20 protein-coding genes and 1 pseudogene are annotated in these 18,681 nt (G+C 67.7%); 13 read left to right on the forward strand and 8 right to left on the reverse strand.

Annotated features, from left to right (window positions below; all coding sequences use genetic code 11):
- Position 1: 1 nt before the first annotated feature.
- The 5 genes from OG417_RS50470 to OG417_RS50490 all read left to right on the forward strand — a co-directional run bounded on the left by OG417_RS50470 (position 2) and on the right by OG417_RS50490 (position 4,276).
- Positions 2 to 739 (forward strand): DUF5994 family protein, encoded by a 738-nt coding sequence (locus OG417_RS50470; protein WP_329245833.1) that lies wholly within the window; start codon positions 2 to 4, stop codon positions 737 to 739.
- A gap of 116 nt (positions 740 to 855) precedes the next feature.
- On the forward strand, positions 856 to 1,311 hold the full coding sequence (locus tag OG417_RS50475; protein WP_329245836.1) for a universal stress protein: 456 nt from the start codon (positions 856 to 858) through the stop codon (positions 1,309 to 1,311).
- 276 nt (positions 1,312 to 1,587) lie between these two features.
- On the forward strand, positions 1,588 to 2,712 hold the full coding sequence (locus OG417_RS50480; RefSeq protein ID WP_329245839.1) for a ferredoxin reductase: 1,125 nt from the start codon (positions 1,588 to 1,590) through the stop codon (positions 2,710 to 2,712).
- 13 nt (positions 2,713 to 2,725) lie between these two features.
- Entirely contained in the window at positions 2,726 to 3,838 is a 1,113-nt protein-coding gene (locus OG417_RS50485) for a fatty acid desaturase family protein (protein ID WP_329245842.1), read from the forward strand.
- A gap of 177 nt (positions 3,839 to 4,015) precedes the next feature.
- Positions 4,016 to 4,276 (forward strand): hypothetical protein, encoded by a 261-nt coding sequence (locus OG417_RS50490; RefSeq protein WP_329245845.1) that lies wholly within the window; start codon positions 4,016 to 4,018, stop codon positions 4,274 to 4,276.
- Positions 4,277 to 4,310: 34 nt separating this feature from the next.
- Here OG417_RS50490 and ftsH read toward each other — a convergent pair whose 3' ends face one another.
- Both ftsH and OG417_RS50500 read right to left on the reverse strand, forming a co-directional pair.
- Complete coding sequence (gene ftsH, locus OG417_RS50495) at positions 4,311 to 6,260, reverse strand: ATP-dependent zinc metalloprotease FtsH (protein WP_329245847.1); 1,950 nt, start codon at positions 6,258 to 6,260, stop codon at positions 4,311 to 4,313.
- 52 nt (positions 6,261 to 6,312) lie between these two features.
- Positions 6,313 to 6,480: an RGCVC family protein gene (locus tag OG417_RS50500; RefSeq protein WP_329245850.1), complete on the reverse strand. Its 168-nt coding sequence runs from the start codon at positions 6,478 to 6,480 to the stop codon at positions 6,313 to 6,315.
- A gap of 539 nt (positions 6,481 to 7,019) precedes the next feature.
- On the opposite strand from OG417_RS50500, the gene OG417_RS50505 reads away from it, so the two are divergent.
- From OG417_RS50505 to OG417_RS54735, 3 genes and pseudogenes are all read left to right on the forward strand, one after another.
- The gene (locus OG417_RS50505; protein ID WP_329245852.1) at positions 7,020 to 7,382 is read left to right on the forward strand and encodes a hypothetical protein; all 363 of its coding nucleotides are present in this window, start codon (positions 7,020 to 7,022) and stop codon (positions 7,380 to 7,382) included.
- Between the two features lie 86 nt (positions 7,383 to 7,468).
- Positions 7,469 to 7,903 (forward strand): annotated as a pseudogene (locus OG417_RS54730) (GAF domain-containing protein); the annotation flags it as partial.
- Between the two features lie 128 nt (positions 7,904 to 8,031).
- The gene (locus OG417_RS54735) at positions 8,032 to 8,130 is read left to right on the forward strand and encodes a hypothetical protein (protein ID WP_442875795.1); all 99 of its coding nucleotides are present in this window, start codon (positions 8,032 to 8,034) and stop codon (positions 8,128 to 8,130) included.
- Between the two features lie 122 nt (positions 8,131 to 8,252).
- Here the strand turns inward: OG417_RS54735 and OG417_RS50515 are convergent, their stop codons facing one another.
- The 6 genes from OG417_RS50515 to OG417_RS50540 form a co-directional block, all read right to left on the reverse strand.
- On the reverse strand, positions 8,253 to 8,411 hold the full coding sequence (locus OG417_RS50515) for an ANTAR domain-containing protein (protein WP_329245858.1): 159 nt from the start codon (positions 8,409 to 8,411) through the stop codon (positions 8,253 to 8,255).
- 137 nt (positions 8,412 to 8,548) lie between these two features.
- On the reverse strand, positions 8,549 to 9,763 hold the full coding sequence (locus tag OG417_RS50520) for a cytochrome P450 (protein WP_329245860.1): 1,215 nt from the start codon (positions 9,761 to 9,763) through the stop codon (positions 8,549 to 8,551).
- A gap of 23 nt (positions 9,764 to 9,786) precedes the next feature.
- Positions 9,787 to 11,397 (reverse strand): FAD-dependent oxidoreductase, encoded by a 1,611-nt coding sequence (locus OG417_RS50525; RefSeq protein ID WP_329245863.1) that lies wholly within the window; start codon positions 11,395 to 11,397, stop codon positions 9,787 to 9,789.
- Positions 11,398 to 11,734: 337 nt separating this feature from the next.
- Positions 11,735 to 12,091: a response regulator gene (locus tag OG417_RS50530; RefSeq protein ID WP_329245866.1), complete on the reverse strand. Its 357-nt coding sequence runs from the start codon at positions 12,089 to 12,091 to the stop codon at positions 11,735 to 11,737.
- A gap of 391 nt (positions 12,092 to 12,482) precedes the next feature.
- Complete coding sequence (locus tag OG417_RS50535) at positions 12,483 to 12,737, reverse strand: hypothetical protein (RefSeq protein WP_329245869.1); 255 nt, start codon at positions 12,735 to 12,737, stop codon at positions 12,483 to 12,485.
- A gap of 472 nt (positions 12,738 to 13,209) precedes the next feature.
- Positions 13,210 to 13,590: an STAS domain-containing protein gene (locus tag OG417_RS50540; RefSeq protein WP_329245872.1), complete on the reverse strand. Its 381-nt coding sequence runs from the start codon at positions 13,588 to 13,590 to the stop codon at positions 13,210 to 13,212.
- 1,069 nt (positions 13,591 to 14,659) lie between these two features.
- Between OG417_RS50540 and OG417_RS50545 the strand changes: the two genes are divergently transcribed.
- From OG417_RS50545 to OG417_RS50565, 5 genes are all read left to right on the forward strand, one after another.
- Positions 14,660 to 14,956, forward strand: coding sequence for a hypothetical protein (locus OG417_RS50545; protein ID WP_329245874.1), 297 nt, complete (start codon positions 14,660 to 14,662; stop codon positions 14,954 to 14,956).
- A 269-nt stretch (positions 14,957 to 15,225) separates the two neighbouring features.
- A complete protein-coding gene (locus OG417_RS50550) occupies positions 15,226 to 16,344 on the forward strand; it encodes a DUF5994 family protein (protein WP_329245878.1) in 1,119 nt (372 codons plus the stop codon).
- Positions 16,345 to 16,755: 411 nt separating this feature from the next.
- Entirely contained in the window at positions 16,756 to 17,136 is a 381-nt protein-coding gene (locus OG417_RS50555; RefSeq protein ID WP_329245881.1) for an STAS domain-containing protein, read from the forward strand.
- Between the two features lie 89 nt (positions 17,137 to 17,225).
- Entirely contained in the window at positions 17,226 to 17,480 is a 255-nt protein-coding gene (locus tag OG417_RS50560) for a hypothetical protein (protein ID WP_329245883.1), read from the forward strand.
- 143 nt (positions 17,481 to 17,623) lie between these two features.
- Complete coding sequence (locus OG417_RS50565) at positions 17,624 to 18,562, forward strand: acyl-ACP desaturase (protein WP_329245886.1); 939 nt, start codon at positions 17,624 to 17,626, stop codon at positions 18,560 to 18,562.
- Positions 18,563 to 18,681: the final 119 nt, after the last annotated feature.

Below are 18,681 nucleotides of genomic sequence, written 5' to 3' on the forward strand. Positions count from 1 at the left end.
GATGTATCATGAAATTACCGAGGGCATTTCGCGCGCCAACGATCAAGTCGGCGTCGTCCCTGGTGTAGAAAATCCGGCTCCTTACAGGGGCCAGGACGGGGCTGAAGTCATGGCACCGCACGTTAAAGATCAAATAGACGTTCTTTCTCCGCCTATTCCGCCGATGTCGAGGCTCAGCCTGGATCCGGCGCTGGGGCGCGGAGGGATTCTCGGTGGTGGCTGGTGGCCGCACTCCCGCGACGCGGGCACTGAACTGCCGAGCCTCATCTCACTGCTGAACCCACAGGTCGGCGTGGTCGTGCGCCTCGGCGTCGACGCCCGCGACTGGGACGACATCCCCCGCCGCATGACGGTCGGCGGACACCGCGTGGGAGTGGGATGGTTCGCCGACCTTAACCATAAGATCATCGTGACCCGCGGCCCGCAAGACCACATCTTGCTGCTGGTCGTACCACCCCACGCCACGACGGACGCGGCGGAATCCGCACTGACGATGGCCTCCATCGGCAGACACAGCATCAGACCCGAGGAGATCCTGGCCGCCGTCGGCATCCAGAACGACGGTGGGGCGAACCCACCTCGGGTAGTCCCGGAAGAAGCCGATCGCTCACGGGAACCGGGAATCGTCGCCGACACCGCACGCCCCGTGCCGACCGAGGACCCCAGGCGAGGTGAGATCGACCGCTGGCTCGACGACGGCGCACCATCCCGACCCTTCCTCGCTGGGCAGCCGAACTGACCACGTGTGGAAGAAGTCACGGATCGTGCCCGTCACCGACGGGCCGATCCGGGACCGCTTCGGCAACGCGGAGGGCCGACCTTCCAGCGCGATGTCCCTGGAGAAAGGATCGCACCGTGTACAAGCGGATCCTCGCCGCGATCGACTGGACCACGAGTTCGGAGTCCGTGCTGGACCAGACCCGGCAACTGGCGTCGCTGACCGGCGCGGCGGTCTTCGTTGTGCATGTGCGGGCCGCGGACTTCCCGTCCCTGCCATCGATACTGAACACCCTGGCGAGCCAGGCACTGGCCGAGCAACCGGCGGGGAACGGCGCGAGCAGCGTGGCGCGACGGATGGTCGACGACGCCATCACGGTCCTGTCCACCGCAGGCGTGCACGCCGAGGGCCTGCTGCTGGAAAGCACGCCGGGAGCCACACCCCGAGCCCTACTGGATCAGGCCCGGGAACTGGACGTCGAGCTGGTCATCCTGGGCTCCCGGCACCACGGCCGGCCATCTGTGCTGTTCCGGTCCAACGTCGCCGACGAGGTCTCCCGGCACGCGCCATGCCCCGTCCTCATCGTGCCCTGATACGCATGCCCGAGCTTTCTCACGCACTCTCCAGCCGTCGCCGTGGCCGCAGGCCGCCCCCGGCGGATCGTCGAAGCCGGTCGGTCAACCGTACTCGGCTGATACCGCCGCCTCCCCACCGCCGAGTCGACACGGAGGGCGATGGCATGGTCGCGCCATCGGCAGCATGCGCGGGTTCGCTGCCGGGTACCACGGAATCATGGGGGCTGGTCCGATCAACGGGGTGCGCGGGCGGTTGATGGCCTGGACGCTGGCGTTTCGCCGGAGAACCGCTCCTTGACCGCGCCCGGTTCCGCTCTTCGATCGGCCGTCCTGCGCGGGGTGGCGGGCGCCGTGGAGTGGCTGACGACGCCGTTGCTGCCCGATGACTACCTCGCTCTGGTGAACCCGCTCTGGTCCGGCCGGGAGCTGCGTGGCCGGCTTGAAGCGATTCACCCGGAGACCGCGGACGCGGCGACGCTCGTCATCCGTCCCGGCCGCACCTGGGCGGGGCACAGGCCGGGGCAATGGGTTCGGATCGGTGTCGACATCGACGGGGTCCGCCACTGGCGATCCTATTCGCTGTCCAGTCCACCGAGGCGCGACGGCCGTATCACGATCACCGTGAAGGCGGCTCCGGGCGGGCTGGTCTCGCGCCATCTCGTACGGCGGGCCGAACCCGGAGCGACCATCGAACTCGCCGGACCCGACGGCGAGTTCGTCCTCCCGGCGCCGCCTCCGCCACGGCTGCTGTTCCTGACGGCAGGCAGCGGCATCACACCCGTACGGGCCATGCTGCACGGCCTCTTGACCAGCGCGAGCATGAGGGATGGCGCGGCGCCCGGAGTCCCCACGCGGCGCCCAGATGTCCCCGATGTGGTCCTGATACATTCCGCGCCCACGCCGGAAGACGTCATCTTCGGCGCGGAATTGCGGGCGCTGGCCGAGCGTTTCGTGAATCTGCGCCTGTACGAGCGGCACACGCGGACCGGGGGGCGTCTCAGGCCGGCCGATCTGCCGGACCTGTGCCCGGACTGGGCCGAACGTAGCGCGTGGGTCTGTGGGCCGGCCGGAATGCTCGAAGAAGCTCAGGAGCACTGGGTCGGATTGGAAGATCGGCTACACCTCGAGCACTTTCGCCCGGCCGCCCTGGTGGCCGGCGGCGAGGGCGGCCGGATCCGGTTCACCAGGAGCGACCGGGAGACCGACGCCGACGGCCGCACGCCGCTGCTGATCGCCGGGGAGCAGGCGAGGGTTCTCATGCCGAGCGGCTGCCGGATGGGGATCTGCCACAGCTGCGTGGCGCGGCTGGTCTCGGGGCGGGTCCGGGACCTGCGAACCGGTCAGATTCACGGCGAGGCGGGCGATCTTGTCCAGACCTGTGTGTCGGCCGCCATCGGCCCCGTCCAGATCGAGCTCTGACGCAAGGAGGATCATGCCGACCACCGCACTCAGCCGGGCTGACGTCGAGGAGTTCGGGCGTCAGCTGGACCGCATCCGCGACGAGGTCATCGCAAGCCTCGGGGACAAGGACGCACAGTACATCCGCGGCGTCATCGCGACCCAGCGCAAACTGGAGATCGGCGGCCGCGCGTTGCTGTTCGCGTCATGGCTGCCGCCCGCCTGGGTGGCCGGCACCGCCGCGCTGGCCGCCGCGAAGATCCTGGAGAACATGGAGATCGGCCACAACGTCCTGCACGGACAGTGGGACTGGATGCGCGACCCGAAGATCCACTCCACGACGTGGGAGTGGGACGTCGTGTCCCCGGCCGACCAGTGGAAGCACTCCCACAACTTCGTCCACCACACCTGGACGAACGTGCTCGGTAAGGACCGCGACATCGGCTATTCGCTCCTACGGGTCAGTCCCGAGCAGCCCTGGCATCCGGTCTACCTCCTCCAGCCGATCTACAACATGCTGCTGGCGCTGGTCTTCGAGTACGGCATCGCGATGTACGACCTGGAAGTCGAACGCATACCTGCCGGGGACAAGAGCCCGAAGGAGGCCATGACCCAGCTGCGCGCCATCGCGGGCAAGGTAGCGCGCCAGTTCACCAAGGACTATCTCGCGTTCCCCCTGCTGGCCGGGCCCGCGTTCCTCCCCGTCCTGCTCGGAAACCTCACCGCGAACCTGACCCGCAACGTATGGGCGCACACCATCATCTTCTGCGGCCACTTCCCCGAAGGCGCCGAGGTCTTCACCGAAGACCAGCTCGACGGCGAGACCCGCGGACAGTGGTACGTCCGCCAGCTGCTCGGCTCCTGCAACATCGACGGCGGCAAACTCCTTCATCTCATGAGCGGCAATCTGAGCCACCAGATCGAACACCACCTGTTCCCCGACATGCCCAGTAACCGGTACGCCGAGATCGCGCCACGAATCCGCGCCCTGTGCGAACGATTCGGCCTCCCGTACACCTCCGGCTCACTGGCCCGGCAGACCGGCTCGGTCTACAAGCGCATCCTGCGGCTGGCCCTACCAGGACCCGGACACCACCGGCCCGAACGGGCGACACCACCCGCGCTGGACCTCCACGCGGTCGTCTGAGGCACCATGCCGAACTCGGCCGACCGGCACGGGCCACGAGCAAGATGGAGGGCACTTGTTCCAGAAGTCCCGGACCAGGGCAAAACTCGGAAGTATCCGAGTCCACAGCGGCGAAGCGCGGATGGTGCCCGAGGACAGCCCGGTCGGCACCCTAGATCCGCGAGGGAAGGACCGGCCGTGCCTGACAAGGTTGAACTGATCCTGCGCTTTCACCCGGTGGGCGGGGAAGACGTTTCCGTACTGTGCAGCGATTTCAGCGACGAACGCGAGGCGCTGGAAGCCGTCGCCCACGCCATCGACGAGCACCACAGCCTGGTCCTGAACAAGGCCAGGTACGAACGCGAACCCGAAGAGAACGGAGTGGTCATCAACCTGGCCAACGTGGTGTCGATGCGCGTATCGAAGACCGACGGCGCCGCGACCGGCCAGTACCTCTGACCTGTTCCGTACTCCAAGCGGTACAGGGTCCTGATCACACGGTCCCGCCCCGCTCCGCCGGAGTGTCCGCCATCGCCGCGGCCCGAGGCGACCGCGGTTGCGCGTTGTCGTCCTCGTGTTCGGCGACTCCGACGATCGCGGCCAGGTCCTTGCCGTCGATCGTCTCCCGTTCGAGAAGCAGGTCGATGATCTGGTGGAGCGAGTCGCGGTTCTCGCGGATCAGGTTGGTGGCCGTGGCCTCGGCCTCTCGTAGCAGCCGCGCGACTTCCTGGTCGATGGAGCGCTGTGTCTCCTCGGCGTAGGGCCGGCCGGCGAAGGGGTTGTCGCGTGTCGGTCCCTCCGGGCCGTAGCTGATCGGCCCGATCGTGGTCGAGAATCCCCACTCCCGCACCATCTGGGTCGCGAGTTCGGTAGCGGTCAGCAGGTCGTTGGACGCACCGGTCGATGGCTCCGACAGTACGACGATCTCCGCCGCGCGGCCACCAAGACGTACGGCGAGTGAGTCGGTGAGGTGGCTCTCGGGATAGAGATGACGCTCGGTCTCGGGCAACTGCTCGGTCACACCCAGGGCGGCGCCGCGCGGCAGGATCGTGACCTTCGCGACCGGGTCGGCGTGCTCGGAGAGTACGGCGACGAGCGCGTGACCGGCTTCGTGGACCGCCACGGCGTGCTTCTCCTCGGGCAGCAACGCGTTCGAGGCGTCGCGGCGGCCGATCAGGAGACGGTCACGGGCGGCGTCGAAGTCGACGGCGCCGAGAACGTGCCGGCCATCCCGTACCGCGTTGATCGCCGCCTCGTTCACGAGGTTGGCGAGGTCGGCACCCGAGAAGCCGGGCGTGCCGCGCGAGACCGCGTCAAGGTCGACGCCGGGATCGAGCGTCTTGCCCTTCCCGTGGACGGCCAGGATCGCCGTCCGTTCCCTGCGGTTGGGGAGCGGGATCTCCACCGTACGGTCGAAGCGTCCGGGCCGTAGCAGGGCCGCGTCGAGGATCTCGGCCCGGTTGGTCGCCGCCATGACGACCACGCGGGCGCCTGGTTCGAAGCCGTCCATGTCCGATAGCAGCTGGTTGAGCGTCTGTTCGCGCTCGTCGTTCGAGCCGAACCCGCCGGGGCCCCGGCGGCCTCCGATGGCGTCGATCTCGTCGATGAAGATGATCGCCGGGGCGCGTTTGCGCGCCTCGCTGAAGAGATCCCGCACCCGTGACGCGCCGACACCGACGAACATCTCGACGAAGCTGGAACCGCTGAGGGCGAAGAACGGGACACCGGCCTCGCCTGCGACGGCCCTGGCCAGCAGCGTCTTCCCGGTCCCGGGTGGCCCGACCATGAGCACGCCCTTCGGCCCGACCGCGCCGGCATGCGCGTACCGCTTTGGGTGCTTGAGGAAGTCGACGACCTCCATGACCTCGGCCTTGGAGCCCTCGTAGCCGGCGATGTCGCCGAACTGCGTGGACGGTCGATCCTCGGCATAGACCTTGGCCTTGGACCTGCCGACGCCCATGATCCCGCCGAGTTGCGTGCCGCCGCGGCGGCCGAGCCAGACGAAGACCCCGATGATCAGCAGGAGCGGCAAGAACGACAGGAGCACGGTCAGCACCGAGGATTTGCCCGGGTTGGTGCCCCTCACCTCGACCTTGTGCCGGACGAGGAGCGCGGAGAGGGCGTCGTCGTTCAACGCTGTCGGGATCTGGGACTTGTAGGCGGCCCCGCCCCGTAGCCTGCCGCTCACCGATCCCGTCGAGTTGATCGTCGCCGTCGAGACCTTGTCCGTCGTCACCTCGTTGACGAACGCGGTGTAGCTGAAGTTCTGCGCCGACGTCTTCTTCGTGAAGGGGTTGAAGAACAGCACGGCCGCGAACGCGATCGAGACCCCGATCGGTACGACCCACCTCTGCCAGCTCGGCGGAGGTGGCGGCGCGGGCGCCGGGGGGCGATCCTTCGGCGGACCCGGCCGTGCCGAAGTCGTACGGTGCGAAGCGCTCACGAGCGGTACCTGCTTCCTGATCGACCGGCTGCCGTGAACGTCGCTGAGGCCCTCAACGGGGCATCGGCCCGGACGCCACGGTGCAGACGCAGTCCCGATGCAGGTCGCCCGAGGCGGTCGCCCTGCAGTAGCGGGCCGCGACGGAGTCGTGTTCGGCCATGCTGTGCCCGCACGCGCACAGCGTGGTCGGCGGGGCCTCGCACCGTGCTTCGAGCGTCATGAGATCACCTGTCCGAACGGTCCATGCCTCGCGTGAAAGTCCATATCAACAGCCAAGCGCGATGCGCCCCGTACGGAAACCACGAACCTGGTGAAGGCCCATCACATGGGCTGATGAGCAAGAGGCTCGTCAAGAACGTCCAGGACCTCGCCCCAAGTGTGTCCTCATGACTCAACAATCCTCCTGAGCAACACGGAGTCCACGCGGCAAAACGTGCTCATGGCCACGGTGCCCGTCCGACCGAATCACCGTAGATGCGCACCAGCGGGGTGTCAGCAGCGCGACCGCGCGACCGACGCGATCATTCTGCCTACGGCCGTACACCGCCCTGCCGCTCCGGCCGGGCGACCGGCCGGTTGGCGGCCTGAACCTTCTGCGCACCAGGAGGCTGCGGCTTACCGAGCTCCAGCGGCGGCCTCGGACAGACCTTCAACGTAGTCGACGTACGCACGCTCACCTCGGCGCTGCCGCGCGGGATTGACGACCTGCGCCGCACGCTGGACGTTGAGACGGCCACAGGGCGCCTCCTCGGCGGGATCATGCCGCTGTGGCTCGGCGCGGCAGTGGCGGACTGGCACCGCCACCGGCAAACTCGCATCGAGACCAGCGCTGGCCCGCGCGCCGCCGAGCGGCGGACAGGCGAGTGGCGTCGGCTCGACGGTCTGATCGCACCGCGACCGGGCCGGCCCGGTCTGGCCCGGCGGGTGAGGGCACTCGTCCTGGCCGGCTTTTGGAACGAGGCCGGAACGCCGGACGCGTTCGCCGCGCTGGACCCGCCGGAGACCGAGGGCGTCGGTTCGGGCAAACAGCCGACCGAAGCAGCACCCTCATCGGCGCCCACGGCCGCTGGCCTGCGGACGAACTGTGGCCCGCCGCCCACCCAGTGCTGCGGGGACGCGTAGCGTTTCAGTGAACGGCTAAAGCGGGGAAGGTGAGAGCGATGGCCGACAACCCAGTCCCGCAAGAGCCGGCGATCGCGCTGGCGGACATGGCGCGCCGGCTGCTGTCCCAGCCGTCGCTGCAGGCCACCTTGGACCAGATCGTAATGTCTGCCATCGACCTGGTCGAAGGCTGTGAGATGGCCGGGATCATGGTCATCGCGAACCGTAAGGTCCAGACCCTGGCGGCGAGCGATGAGAAGGTCCGCGTCTCCGACCGGATGCAGGGCGACGTTGCTGAGGGACCGTGCTTCGACGCCGTCCGCTCCGGCGAGGAGATCTTCCGCATCGCCGACACCAGGACCGCCGCCCCTGGCTGGCCCCGGTACGCACCCTGCGCCGAAAAGCTCGGATTCCGCAGCATGCTCGGCTTCAAGTTGTTCACCCACGAAGAGACCCTCGGCGCACTGAATCTGTACTCCACACAGCCCGGAGCGTTCAGCCAACGTTCGGAGGAGACCGGCTGGCTCCTAGCCTCCCACTCGGCCGTCGCACTCGCCGGCGCCCGCAACGAAGCTCTGCTCCACGCGGAAACCGCCATCCAACAACGCATCGGCGAAGCCATCGGCATCCTCATGGCCGCGGGCTCTCCGAGGAAGAAGCCTTCGCCGCTTTGGCCGAGACGGCACAAGAGCAGAACCTCAAGGTCCGTCAGGTCGCACTCCGCGTCATCGAGACCGGCAGCACAGGACCTGCGTGTCGACCTCGATGAGCACCATCGCTCGATGACAGCGCGGCGATGGTCAGACTGGAGCTGGCGCGACCTCGGCAGTACCGAGGTGCTGCGGGTCCGTTTCGTGGGTCTCCGTGCACCGAGCGCCGCGATCGGCTGGATCACCTGAGTTGATCTCGACGCAGCCCGTCGAGCACTGCACGTGCGACGTCACGGAGCTTGGTGTTGGTGTCCTGGGATCGGCGTACCAGTCGTTGGAAGGCCTCGTCCGCTGTGATTCCGTGTTGTGCCATGAGCACGCCTTTGGTCTGCTCGATCACCGCACGTTAGTGACGTTCATCGGCGACATCCTCCGCGTCATCGGTGCCGATGTCGTCGCTGAAGGTGACCTTGGTCGCGACGAGGAGGGCACCGGGTCCGAGTCGGGACCAGGGCACGGGCCGGGTGCGTCTTCTGTTCAGCGCGCAGGCCCGGCGACGCCGTCGATCTCGAGGAGAAGGTGGCGGGGTCCGCGCAGCTCGGGGCTGGGCCGGTAGGGGGGCGGGTCGGTGACGAGGCGGGGATTCTGCAACCGTCGGGCCAGTTCGGTCAGGGCGATCTGTGCTTCCGCGCGGGCCAGGGGCGCGCCGAAGCAATAGTGGATGCCGCCGCCGAACCCGAGGTGCTGGTTGGGCCGGCGGTCCGGGTCGAAGCGGTCGGGGTCGGGCACGTGCTCCGGGTCGCGGCTTCCCGCTGCGAGCGCCAGGACGATGGGCGCACCCTTGGGGATCTTGGTCCCGGCGATGTCGATGTCGTCCAAGGCGATCCGCGTGGAGCGGAGGTGCACCGGGGGTTCGTAGCGCAGTAGCTCCTCGACCATGCCGATGGCCATCTCGGGCTCGTGACGGAGCCGGTCGAGCAGTTCAGGGTGGCGGAGCAGGGTGAGCATGCCGTTGGTGATGAGGTTGACCGTCGTCTCATGGCCGGCGATCAGCAGCAGCGTGCCGTTGGCCTCCACTTCCTTCGGGGACATCGCCCCGTCCGGGCCCCCATCGGTGACGAGGCCGGAGAGCAGGTCGTCGCCAGGCCTCACGCGACGTTCGGCGGCGATCGCGCCGAGGTAGCGGTGCAGCTCTACCATCGCGTTCTCCCGTCGGCGCAGGCGCTCCTCCCGGCCCTCCTCTCGAGGATCGAGCGACTCTATGACCGCGTCCGCCCACTCGTGGATCCGTGCCTCGTCCTCGCGCGGCACTCCGAGGATCCGGCAGATCACCGTCACCGGGAACGGGTAGGCGATGTCGTCAACGATGTCGATCCGTTCCCGGCCCGCGACGCCGTCAATCAGGTCCGTGATGATCTTCAGCATCTCCGGCCTCAGCCTGTCCACCCGGTCCGGCGAATGCGGCGGGCCGAAGTGGCGCATCGCCATGCGGCGGAGCCGGTCGTGCTCGGGCGGATCGAGCCGGAGGAAGGACCGTGGCTCCTTGGCGGCGTCCTGGGGTTGGCCCGGTTGCGGGCGACCGACGCTGACGTGTGGATCGTGCAGCAGCGCGACGATCTCCTCGTAGCCGCTGACGACGTAGGTGCCGTCTTCCTCTCGCCGCACCGGTGTCTTACGCAGTTCGGCGTACAGGGAGTACGGGTCGGCGCGGTTGGCGTACTCCAGGATCCGCTGAAAGACGCTTGGTGCCATGGCGGCGCCTCCTCATGACTCGTTCATCGCTCGCCGCGGACAAGCGTGGCGCGGCGCTCGGCCGGGTCGTGCCCGGTGACCATCACGGTCACCTGTGTCGCTTCGATACGCTCCGGCACCTCCGCCCGGACCGGGACCATCGGCTCTCGCCGGTCGGCGGTGTGAGAGGCGGGCGGGAACGGCGCGGCCCGCTCGATCAGGTGCTGGTAGTGCTCCAGCCACATGGCCTGGTCGAAGGTGACCGCGGCCGTGACACGGCCCCGGTGCCCATAGACGGCGACGAACCGGTGCTCGGCGACGGAGCCGTGCGCGATGGCCACCTCGTCGGCGAAGGTCGGCACGCCGACGGACTTGATGTTGGTGCCGAACTGGTTGGACCAGAACACCGGCAGGGACAGGTGCGGCCAGCGATGCATCTGATCGCTGAGCATGTTGTGCGCGGCGATCTCGGCCTGGGCGACCGCGTTTCCCCAGTGCTCCAACGCCATGAACTGGTAGTTGTAGACCGGATGCGGGAACCGCGCCACGTCCCCGGCGACGAAGACGTCATCGGTGACCAGCCCGTTGATGTCGAAGGCACGGCAGCCCGCGTCGCAGGCCACCCCCCAGACCCCGGCGGCCAGCCCGGAATCCTCCAACCATTCGACGTTGCGGATCGCCCCGAGGGCGACTACCGCCACGTCGGCCTCCACCGTGGTGCCATCGGACAGCCGCGCCGCGCGGAACCGCCCGTCAGCGTCGCCCTGCAACGCCTCCACCGTCACCCCGCACCGCAGGTCCACGCCATGCGCCCGCTGCAGGTCGGCTGCGGCCGAGCCGATCACACCGCCCAGAGCACCGGCCAAAGGCGCCGGGCCGCGCTCGACCACGGTCACCGGAACGTCCAGTTCGCGGCATACCGACGCGACCTCCGACCCGGTGAACCCCGCGCCGATGACCAGCACCCGGCGCGGCCCGGCGGCGAATCGCTCCCGCAACCGGACCGCCTCGTCCATCGTGCGGAGTGCGAGGACTCCGTCCAGCGCCGCCTCGTCCTCATTCGGCCAGGGCCGGGCGCGGGCGCCCGTGGCGATCAGCAGCCGGTCGAAGGGCACCTCCCGGCCGTCGTCGAGCCTCACCCGCTTCGCGGCCAGGTCAAGGCCAGTCGCAGAGGTACTGGACAGCCACTCCGCCTCGATCTCGCCCAGGTGTGGCAACAGCGTGTGATCCGCCGGCACCCCTCCGGCCAGGACCTGCTTGGACAGCGGCGGACGGTCGTACGGCTCGTACGGCTCGCCCCCGATCACGGTCAGCGCTCCGGTGAAACCCTCCCGGCGGAGTACGCCCGCCGCCCGCCCCCCGGCCAGCGAGGCACCGACGATCACGACGCGGCCCGTCTTGCGCAACCCGTCGTCGCCGAGCTGCGGTCTAACCGCAGCAGCTCTCCTCTCCTTGTGCTGGACGGCCATCCACTCCACGTGGATCGCCTGGACCGGACATGCCGCCACCGCCCGCAGGACGTGCTCACGCTGCGCGTCGTCCGCGTCGGGGTCGTACATCAGGGCCTCTTCGCCGCGCATCGCGAAGATTTCAGGCGCCAGAAACGCACACTGGCCATACCCCTGACAACGCGTGAGGTCGACGATCACCCGCATGGCGCACTCCCCCCCCATCGAGCGCGAACACCTACTGCGCCCAAGCCGGGCCCCAGCGGCCTATCCCGTTACACGACCTACCCTGCATTCCGGACGTTCAGGCGGCCGCGGCCGGAGCGTCACGTGTGTTCTCCCACTTCAGGGGCGGCGGAGGCGGCGTAGAGGTATCTGACCGAGTCGGATGCGTTCATCCAGACACCCGTGGCGTACCCGGCGGACTTAACGGACCGTGTGTCCGGGGAGGCGGGTAGTCATGGCTAGGTGAGGGGCCGTGCGTGCCGGCGTTCGTACGGGGACGGCCCCGTAACGCCCAGGACGCCCGGTCATCGTACGGTGTTTATGACCCGTTCTGGCCCAACATGTGACGGATCGCCCCAGCGGAAAGATCCAGCTTCGGCAGGTACCCGTCAGCGGCACTCAGCATGAATACCTCGCGGAGGTCGTCCTCGGCACAGGACGAGACCAAGACCAGGAATACTCGCGCCGCCAAGCCTGCGCGGACGATATCCGCGATCAGCTCGATGCCGCTGCCCTGTCCCAGGTGAAGATCGACGATGGCGACCTCAGGGGAGACGTCGGTGATCAGCCCCAGCCCCTGGGTCCTGTCCCGGGCCGCCCCCACCACGTGAAACCCATCTCGTACGAGCAGTTCGGAGACCACACGTACGAAACGATCGTCGTCATCGACGATCACACACCGAACCCCGTCCGTGGCGGCCGGCGATTTCGCCGGCGCCATTCTCGCCGGGCCTCCCCCAGGCATGCACATGTGCTGCGTTGACCCGACCGGACGATGGTCCGATGGCCGACTCGCCAGGTTGATCCTCCAGGAGACCTGTGGGGACCCGCCATCGATACGCCCTGGCCAGGACCCGCCCGCGACGCCTCGACAGGAGACACTGAACCGACTCACGCTCCTTCACCCCGCTCACCTCGAAGTCGATGTGAGCACCACACGGGTCTGGAGCGGCGACTCTCGATCAAGAAACACGAACGTACGACTTATTACGAGAGTAGGCCAAGGGTCCACCCGGACGCATTGAGGCTGTCCCCCATCGTTCAGCCGAGTGGCAACGGCCCGTTGATCAGAAGCGAACGCTTCGGTCACCCCGCGTCGCGGGAAGTAGACGAGCGGCCACGACGAGGGAGAAGTTCACCAGCAGCGTGTACGGTTCGTTGCTGCCCTGCTCGGCGACCCGCACCGGAGCCACCATCCCTTCCTGCATCCAGGACGCCACCTCATCCTCGGTGGGCGGTTCATCGACGAGAAGTAGTTTCCAGTCGGTGGTGTGACCGGCCACGCGTAGGTGAAGCTCGCCCCTGGGTTTGGTGTCGCTCATCACCATCGCGCTCCCGGGCGGACGGCGGACATCGTTGGTCCACTATCAGGCTATGACCAGGAGCGATCGGCGTGGCGTCCAGGTACGGGGCCAGTACTGGATCGCCGGTTCGATCATGCTCCGTTGCGCCGAGCCTGCTTCTCTCTGATGGCGCGTACGACCTCGTCGACGTGACGTCCACATACCGGGTCCTGAGAGTGGCGTCCGCCGAACCAGTTCGTCTCCACGACGAGGTCCGCAGGCTCACCGCACAGGCACGTGCCTGGGGCTGCTGGATCGGCCGGGACGACACGCGGTCGCCCGGATGACGATTCCACCACGTGGCCCCACCGGCGAAGCACTTCCTCAGCAGACGCCCTCGCCTCGGCGCTCTTCGCACGCGGTGCGCCGGCGTTCGCGCTTCCGTGAGGCTGATCCGTGACCGGATGATCTTCCGCCTCCTGCGGCCGCGGCGCTGGTTCGTCGCCGGAAGTCATGCGATGGCCGGGCGGGCAGGGAGCCGCAGGCCACAGCGGGCCGCGGTGAGAGTGGGATACATGGCGAAGACATGGCCGAGGCCACTGGTGCGCAGCAGTTCGCGTACGTTGCGGCGAGGACCCGAGAAGGCGACGGGGAGACCGCGCAGCCGGGCCCGGCGTTGCGCGCCGACGAGCATGGCCAGTCCGGAGGCATCACAGAAGGAGACACCGGACAGATCGATGATCAGCGGCGCGGTGGCGACATCAAGGATGACGGCGATCTGGTCGCGCAGGCCTGCCGTGGTCTCGGCGTCGAGCTCTCCGCGGACCGCCAAGACGATATGGCCGGGCAGCCGGCGGCTGAGCAACCGGACGCGGGTGGTGCCGTGGCGCATCGGGTAGATCTCCGATCCGAAAAATGAGGTGGGGTCCGCGTGAGCTCCGCCGAGCCAGGAATATGACGAGTGGGCAGGCTGCGAGGACGATATGTTGCGGCGCCATGCTCGCCGACCCGTCCCGACCTCTTCGAGAGAAGGGCCGAAATAATAAGACACCGGGGCGACGCCAACTCTGCTGTCAGCGCGCGAAAATTCCTCGGTCGAGATCAACTCTATCTCAAACGGGCTCTTGCCCGATGTCGGCGTCGATGTTCATACCGTCTGGACATGGTGATGGCACGAGGGCCTCGACCCGCTCCAACGGCATGCCCAGCGCAACCGAAATCGTCCGGAGCTCGTCGCGTTCGGCAGGAGTGACACCACGAGCAAGGCGTCCCAGGACGGTGATCAGCCGATCGACCGCCTGCTCCCACTGCCCGACCGATGCAGAGCTCGCGACCTGCCGCAACGTGCCCGCTGGGAGGCGATCACAGTACCGGCCGGACAGGTTAACGTATCAAAGCGGCCAGCTCTCGGCTCTGCTCCGGTGTCGCCGGCGCACCATGGACCTGATAGCGCAAACGTCTGGTCATCTGATCGCCAACAAGGCGAAAAAACCAAAATGCCGTCCCCCAAAGAGCCATCGCCTTCCCCTGTTCGGTCATGTACCCCAGTGCGTTTCTGACCGGCTACGCCGAGTTTCGTACAACTCAGTCAGCGCCCGGTCATCAGCAGGTCAGTCGCGAGACCGCGTCCCGCCATCGCGTCCATGAGGTCGAAGTCGTTCTCATCACCGAAGTTGATACGCGCGAAGAGCCCCTGGCCACGCCACTTTACGCCACAGGTCGAGAGCGGGCGGAGCACGAGTATGTGCCGTCGGTGCCGGCGGCATCACTTCACGGCTTGGCGAACCTGACCTGCCCGGCGGGCGATGCTGGGAGAGGGCAGGGGCCGCGAGGTGGTCGGGATTCGCCGCCCGGCGACTGGCCGGAGAGACGAGGGCGACGATGGCAGAACGCGAGGGCGACCGCCGAAGCAGCGGATATGTCACGCTGAGTCATCCATCGTTCCGCACGAGGAGGTGCACATGTCCGGTTCCCAGTCCCAGGTATGGGTGGCCGGCCACGACGGACACACCCTGATCCGAGCTGACGCGATCATGGCGATCGGTCAGGAGGACGGACAGGTGACCGCCCGCCTCGCCGGTCCCGATGGGCTCGAGGTCCTGCTTGCGGACGGCACGGGCGATGACATGCCCATCCCGGACGACTTCCATTGTCAGCTGATTCGAGCCGTCGCCGAGGCGGCGTACGCCGGCGGCGCCCGGCTGATCCGCGCGTACCGTGATGACGGCGGCTGGCACTGGGTGACCGGGCCGGTGTAGGACGATCGATCGCGCCGCACATCGCCGGGCTCCGCCAATCAACGGTGGAAGCCTTCGGCACCTGCGCTGAGAAACCGGAGGCATCCGTTCGACTACCCAGCGTTCTTCCGGGGTAAGCTGTAACCACCGAGGGCAATTCGTGCGCTGATGACCAAGTTGACGCCGTCCTAGGCGAACGAAAATCCGGCTTCCTGATGGACGCCGAGGACGGGGCCGATGTCATGGCACCGCACGATCGAACACACGCCCGTTCGCCTCACATCCCACAGGTGTCAAGGCTGAGCCTGGATCCGGCGCTCGGACGCCTGGGCGTCCTCGGCGGCGGCTGGTGGCCACGCTCTCGCGATGCGAGCATCGAACTGCCGAGCCTCGTCTCATCCCTGAACGCCAGGGTCGGCGCGGTCCTGCGCCTCGGCGTCGACGCCCGCGACTGGGACGACATCCCCCGCCGCATCACCGTCGGCGGACACAGAGTGCGGGTGGGATGGTTCGCCGACCTGGGCCACAAGATCATCGTCACCCGTAACCCGCAAGATCACATCTTCTTGCTGGTCGTACCACCCCACGCCTCGACGACCGCTGCGCAGTCCGCCCTGGCGATGGCGTCCATCGGCAAGCACGGCAGCACGCCCGAGGAGATCCTCATCGCCTCCGGCATCCAACACGACGGCAAGGCGAACCCACTCTGGGCAACCCGTGACGATGACCACCACCCACGTGAACGGATATCTCACACCGCGGCACTCGACGCCGCACCCCGCGTGAGCGAGGACGCCCCGCGAAACGAGACAGGCCAGATCGACCGCTGGCTCGACGACGGCTCAGCACCCCTGACTCCTCGGCACGGCACCGACCCACCTACCGAACAGGCCCAACCCCCGCCGGAACAGGGCTGCCCGCAACCGGCGGACCGCAGTACCCCCGAAAAGGGAGCCGCGACGTCGAGCACCACGAAATTCGAAACGACGAGTAGCCGGCCGCCGACGCCACGGCTGCTCCTGCAACCGGCCCGCATGCCCGGCACCCCGTTCGACGGTGGCTGGTGGCCCCGATCAGCCGACCCGGTCGCGGAATTGCCGAGCCTGATCATGGCCCTCCAGGGCCCCGGTCCACCCGGCGACCACGGCCCTGTCACACACGTCCTGCTCCATGCGCCCGACTGGGACAACCGGCCACGCCGACTGCGCATTGAGGGAACGGAAGGCCTGACCGACACCCGCATCGTGCGGCTGAGCTGGTTCGAAGCCCTACCCGGCGGCCGGATCATCGCGATCTATGCCGACGGGCACAGTCTCGACTACTCACCGTCCCACCGCACACCGACAGGAACAGTGCCTGGACTGCCATGGAACAGGCCATCCGCATCCCCGAAATCTCTGCCTCCGTAAGTAACTACGCCGAGCCTTCGGCGGCCCGACATCAGAAACGAGACGGCGCTGGAGATCCGTTGGGAATCCGAAGGCGGGCAGTCCCCGGCGGGATAAGGTGAGTGTTGGTCGAGGATTTCTCGTGCGCCCACCAGGTCGGCGCCATCTCCTCCTTCACTACTTCGGCCTCTTCACAGCAGGCCATAACGGTCGGCGAGTATGACGCCGCAGCACTTCCACACGCTGATCGTCGAAAGGCGACACGCCTCACCGATCGTTTCAGCTCCACGACCCGATCTCGCCCCCGCCCGCCGGGCTCAGCCAGCGGCGCGGCCCGCGTCCTGACCACGCGGATGACACATCCACCAAGCTTTCATCCGAGCCCGGCCGGTCCGTCCGGCCGGCGCCCGGCTATCGATTCGGAGACCACAGATGCACCACAACACCACCCGGGCCGGCCTGTTCGGCCGCACGACACGCGGCCATACCGTCCTGACCATCTCCGGCGAGCTGGACATCGCGACCGCCGCCGCTCTCCGCGACCGAATCACCGCCGTCCTGGACGACACGGCTCTGCCGGTGAACATTGACCTGTCCGGCGTCTCGTTCTGCGACGCCTCGGGACTGACAATGCTCCTCACCGTACGACGACGGGCCAACGCGTACGGACTCACCGTCGCGCTGGTCGGCCTCCGTCCCAACGTGCGCAAACTGCTGCGCATCACCGGCCTCGACCAGGCCTTCCCCATCTACTCGACCCTCGCCCAAGCCGCGTTCAGCCGCGTGGACACCCACGATCCCGCCGCCGCCTGAACCTCGATGGCGAAGGAACCGACGGCTGCCGGACAACACCGACACGACGCAACGGGGGCCATCAGGAACGTCACGGAAGGTCCACCGTGATGAACGCCAGCCGACCCAAGGGCGAACTCCACCTTCGCGTGGCCGGTCACACGACCGACTGGAAGCTCCTTCTCGTCGACGAACCGCCCACCGAAGACGAAGTGGCGTCCTGGATGCAGGAAAAAATGGTGGTCCGGATACGAGTCACCGAGCAGGGCAGCAACGAACCACACACGCTGCTGGTGAACTTCTCCCTCGTCGTCGCCGCCCGCGTCCTTCGGGCGGCACGGGGAAATCGAGGCGTCAAGTTCTGACCGGACGGAACGGCTACCGACGCGAACTGCGGGTACGACAGTGCCGTCGCGCAGCGTGACCGGGTTTCTCGCCGGTCGCACATGTACGCGCTACGAGCCGCCACGGTGACGCACGATACGACGATCATCAAGGAAAGGCCGGTATGTCGCTCACGTCCGAGCCGACGTCCACCAAGAACCTGTTGATGGAGCTTGAGCCGGTCGTCGCGGCCGAGCTCGACCGTCACCTGTCCGTGGCCAGGGAATGGTTCCCCCACCAGTACGTGCCCTGGAGCCGTGGCCGCGACTTCGACGGCCCGATGGACGGCGAGGCGTGGAGCCTGGAACACTCCACGGTGGCCCCGGCCGCGCGAGAGGCGCTGGTGGTCAACCTGCTCACCGAGGACAACCTTCCCGGCTACCACCGCGAGATCTCCACCATCTTCGGACGCGACGGCGCCTGGGGCACCTGGGTCGACCGCTGGACGGCCGAGGAGAACCGCCACGGCATCGTCATCCGCGACTACCTGACCGTCACCCGCGCGGTGGACCCCGTCGCGCTCGAACGAGCGCGAATGCGCCACATGCAGGGCGGCTACCAGGCCGACCACGGCACCAAGATGCTGCACGGGCTCGCCTACGTCGCCTTCCAGGAGCTGGCGACCCGTGTCTCTCACCGCAACACCGGCAGCCTCTCAGGCGACCCGGTGTGCGAACGGATGCTGGCACGGGTGGCGGCCGACGAGAACCTCCACATGCTCTTCTACCGCAACACGCTCGCGGCGGCCCTCGAACTCGCCCCGGATCAGACGATGCGCGCCATCACCGACGTCGTGACCACCTTCCAGATGCCCGGCCACACCATCGACGGCTTCCTGCGAAAGTCCGTCGCGATCGCGAACGCCGGCATCTACGACCTGCGCGTACACCTCGACGATGTACTGACACCCATCCTGCGCCAATGGCGCGTCTTCGAACTCGAAAGCCTGCGAGACGACGGAAACAGGGTACGCGAAGAACTCGCGGAGTTCCTCCAGAGACTCGGCACGACAGCGAACCGCTTCCTCGAACGCCGCGCCCAGCAAGCCGCCCAGCGAAGCTAAAAACAGCCCGCCGCGATTGCCGCCAGGAAGCGACGCTCACTGCGGTCGTCCGCCGACATCGACGCGCCCCTGCCGTGGACGACGCCCCGTCCAAGGCCACGTTCATGGCTGGGTAGGAG

This window comes from Actinoallomurus sp. NBC_01490 (genome assembly GCF_036227085.1).
In the GTDB taxonomy this organism is placed as follows: Bacteria; Actinomycetota; Actinomycetes; order Streptosporangiales; family Streptosporangiaceae; genus Actinoallomurus; species Actinoallomurus oryzae.

Coding starts and splice junctions, on each gene's coding strand:
- OG417_RS50520 (WP_329245860.1), bottom strand. CDS start 9,763: ATGGCACCAAGCGTCTTTCAGCGGATCCTGGAGTACGCCAACCGCGCC.
- OG417_RS50525 (WP_329245863.1), bottom strand. CDS start 11,397: ATGCGGGTGATCGTCGACCTCACGCGTTGTCAGGGGTATGGCCAGTGT.
- OG417_RS50565 (WP_329245886.1), top strand. CDS start 17,624: ATGTCGCTCACGTCCGAGCCGACGTCCACCAAGAACCTGTTGATGGAG.
- OG417_RS50560 (WP_329245883.1), top strand. CDS start 17,226: ATGAACGCCAGCCGACCCAAGGGCGAACTCCACCTTCGCGTGGCCGGT.
- OG417_RS50540 (WP_329245872.1), bottom strand. CDS start 13,590: ATGCGCCACGGCACCACCCGCGTCCGGTTGCTCAGCCGCCGGCTGCCC.
- OG417_RS50545 (WP_329245874.1), top strand. CDS start 14,660: ATGTCCGGTTCCCAGTCCCAGGTATGGGTGGCCGGCCACGACGGACAC.
- OG417_RS50505 (WP_329245852.1), top strand. CDS start 7,020: ATGCCGCTGTGGCTCGGCGCGGCAGTGGCGGACTGGCACCGCCACCGG.
- OG417_RS50485 (WP_329245842.1), top strand. CDS start 2,726: ATGCCGACCACCGCACTCAGCCGGGCTGACGTCGAGGAGTTCGGGCGT.
- OG417_RS50470 (WP_329245833.1), top strand. CDS start 2: ATGTATCATGAAATTACCGAGGGCATTTCGCGCGCCAACGATCAAGTC.
- OG417_RS50555 (WP_329245881.1), top strand. CDS start 16,756: ATGCACCACAACACCACCCGGGCCGGCCTGTTCGGCCGCACGACACGC.
- OG417_RS50500 (WP_329245850.1), bottom strand. CDS start 6,480: ATGACGCTCGAAGCACGGTGCGAGGCCCCGCCGACCACGCTGTGCGCG.
- OG417_RS50535 (WP_329245869.1), bottom strand. CDS start 12,737: ATGAGCGACACCAAACCCAGGGGCGAGCTTCACCTACGCGTGGCCGGT.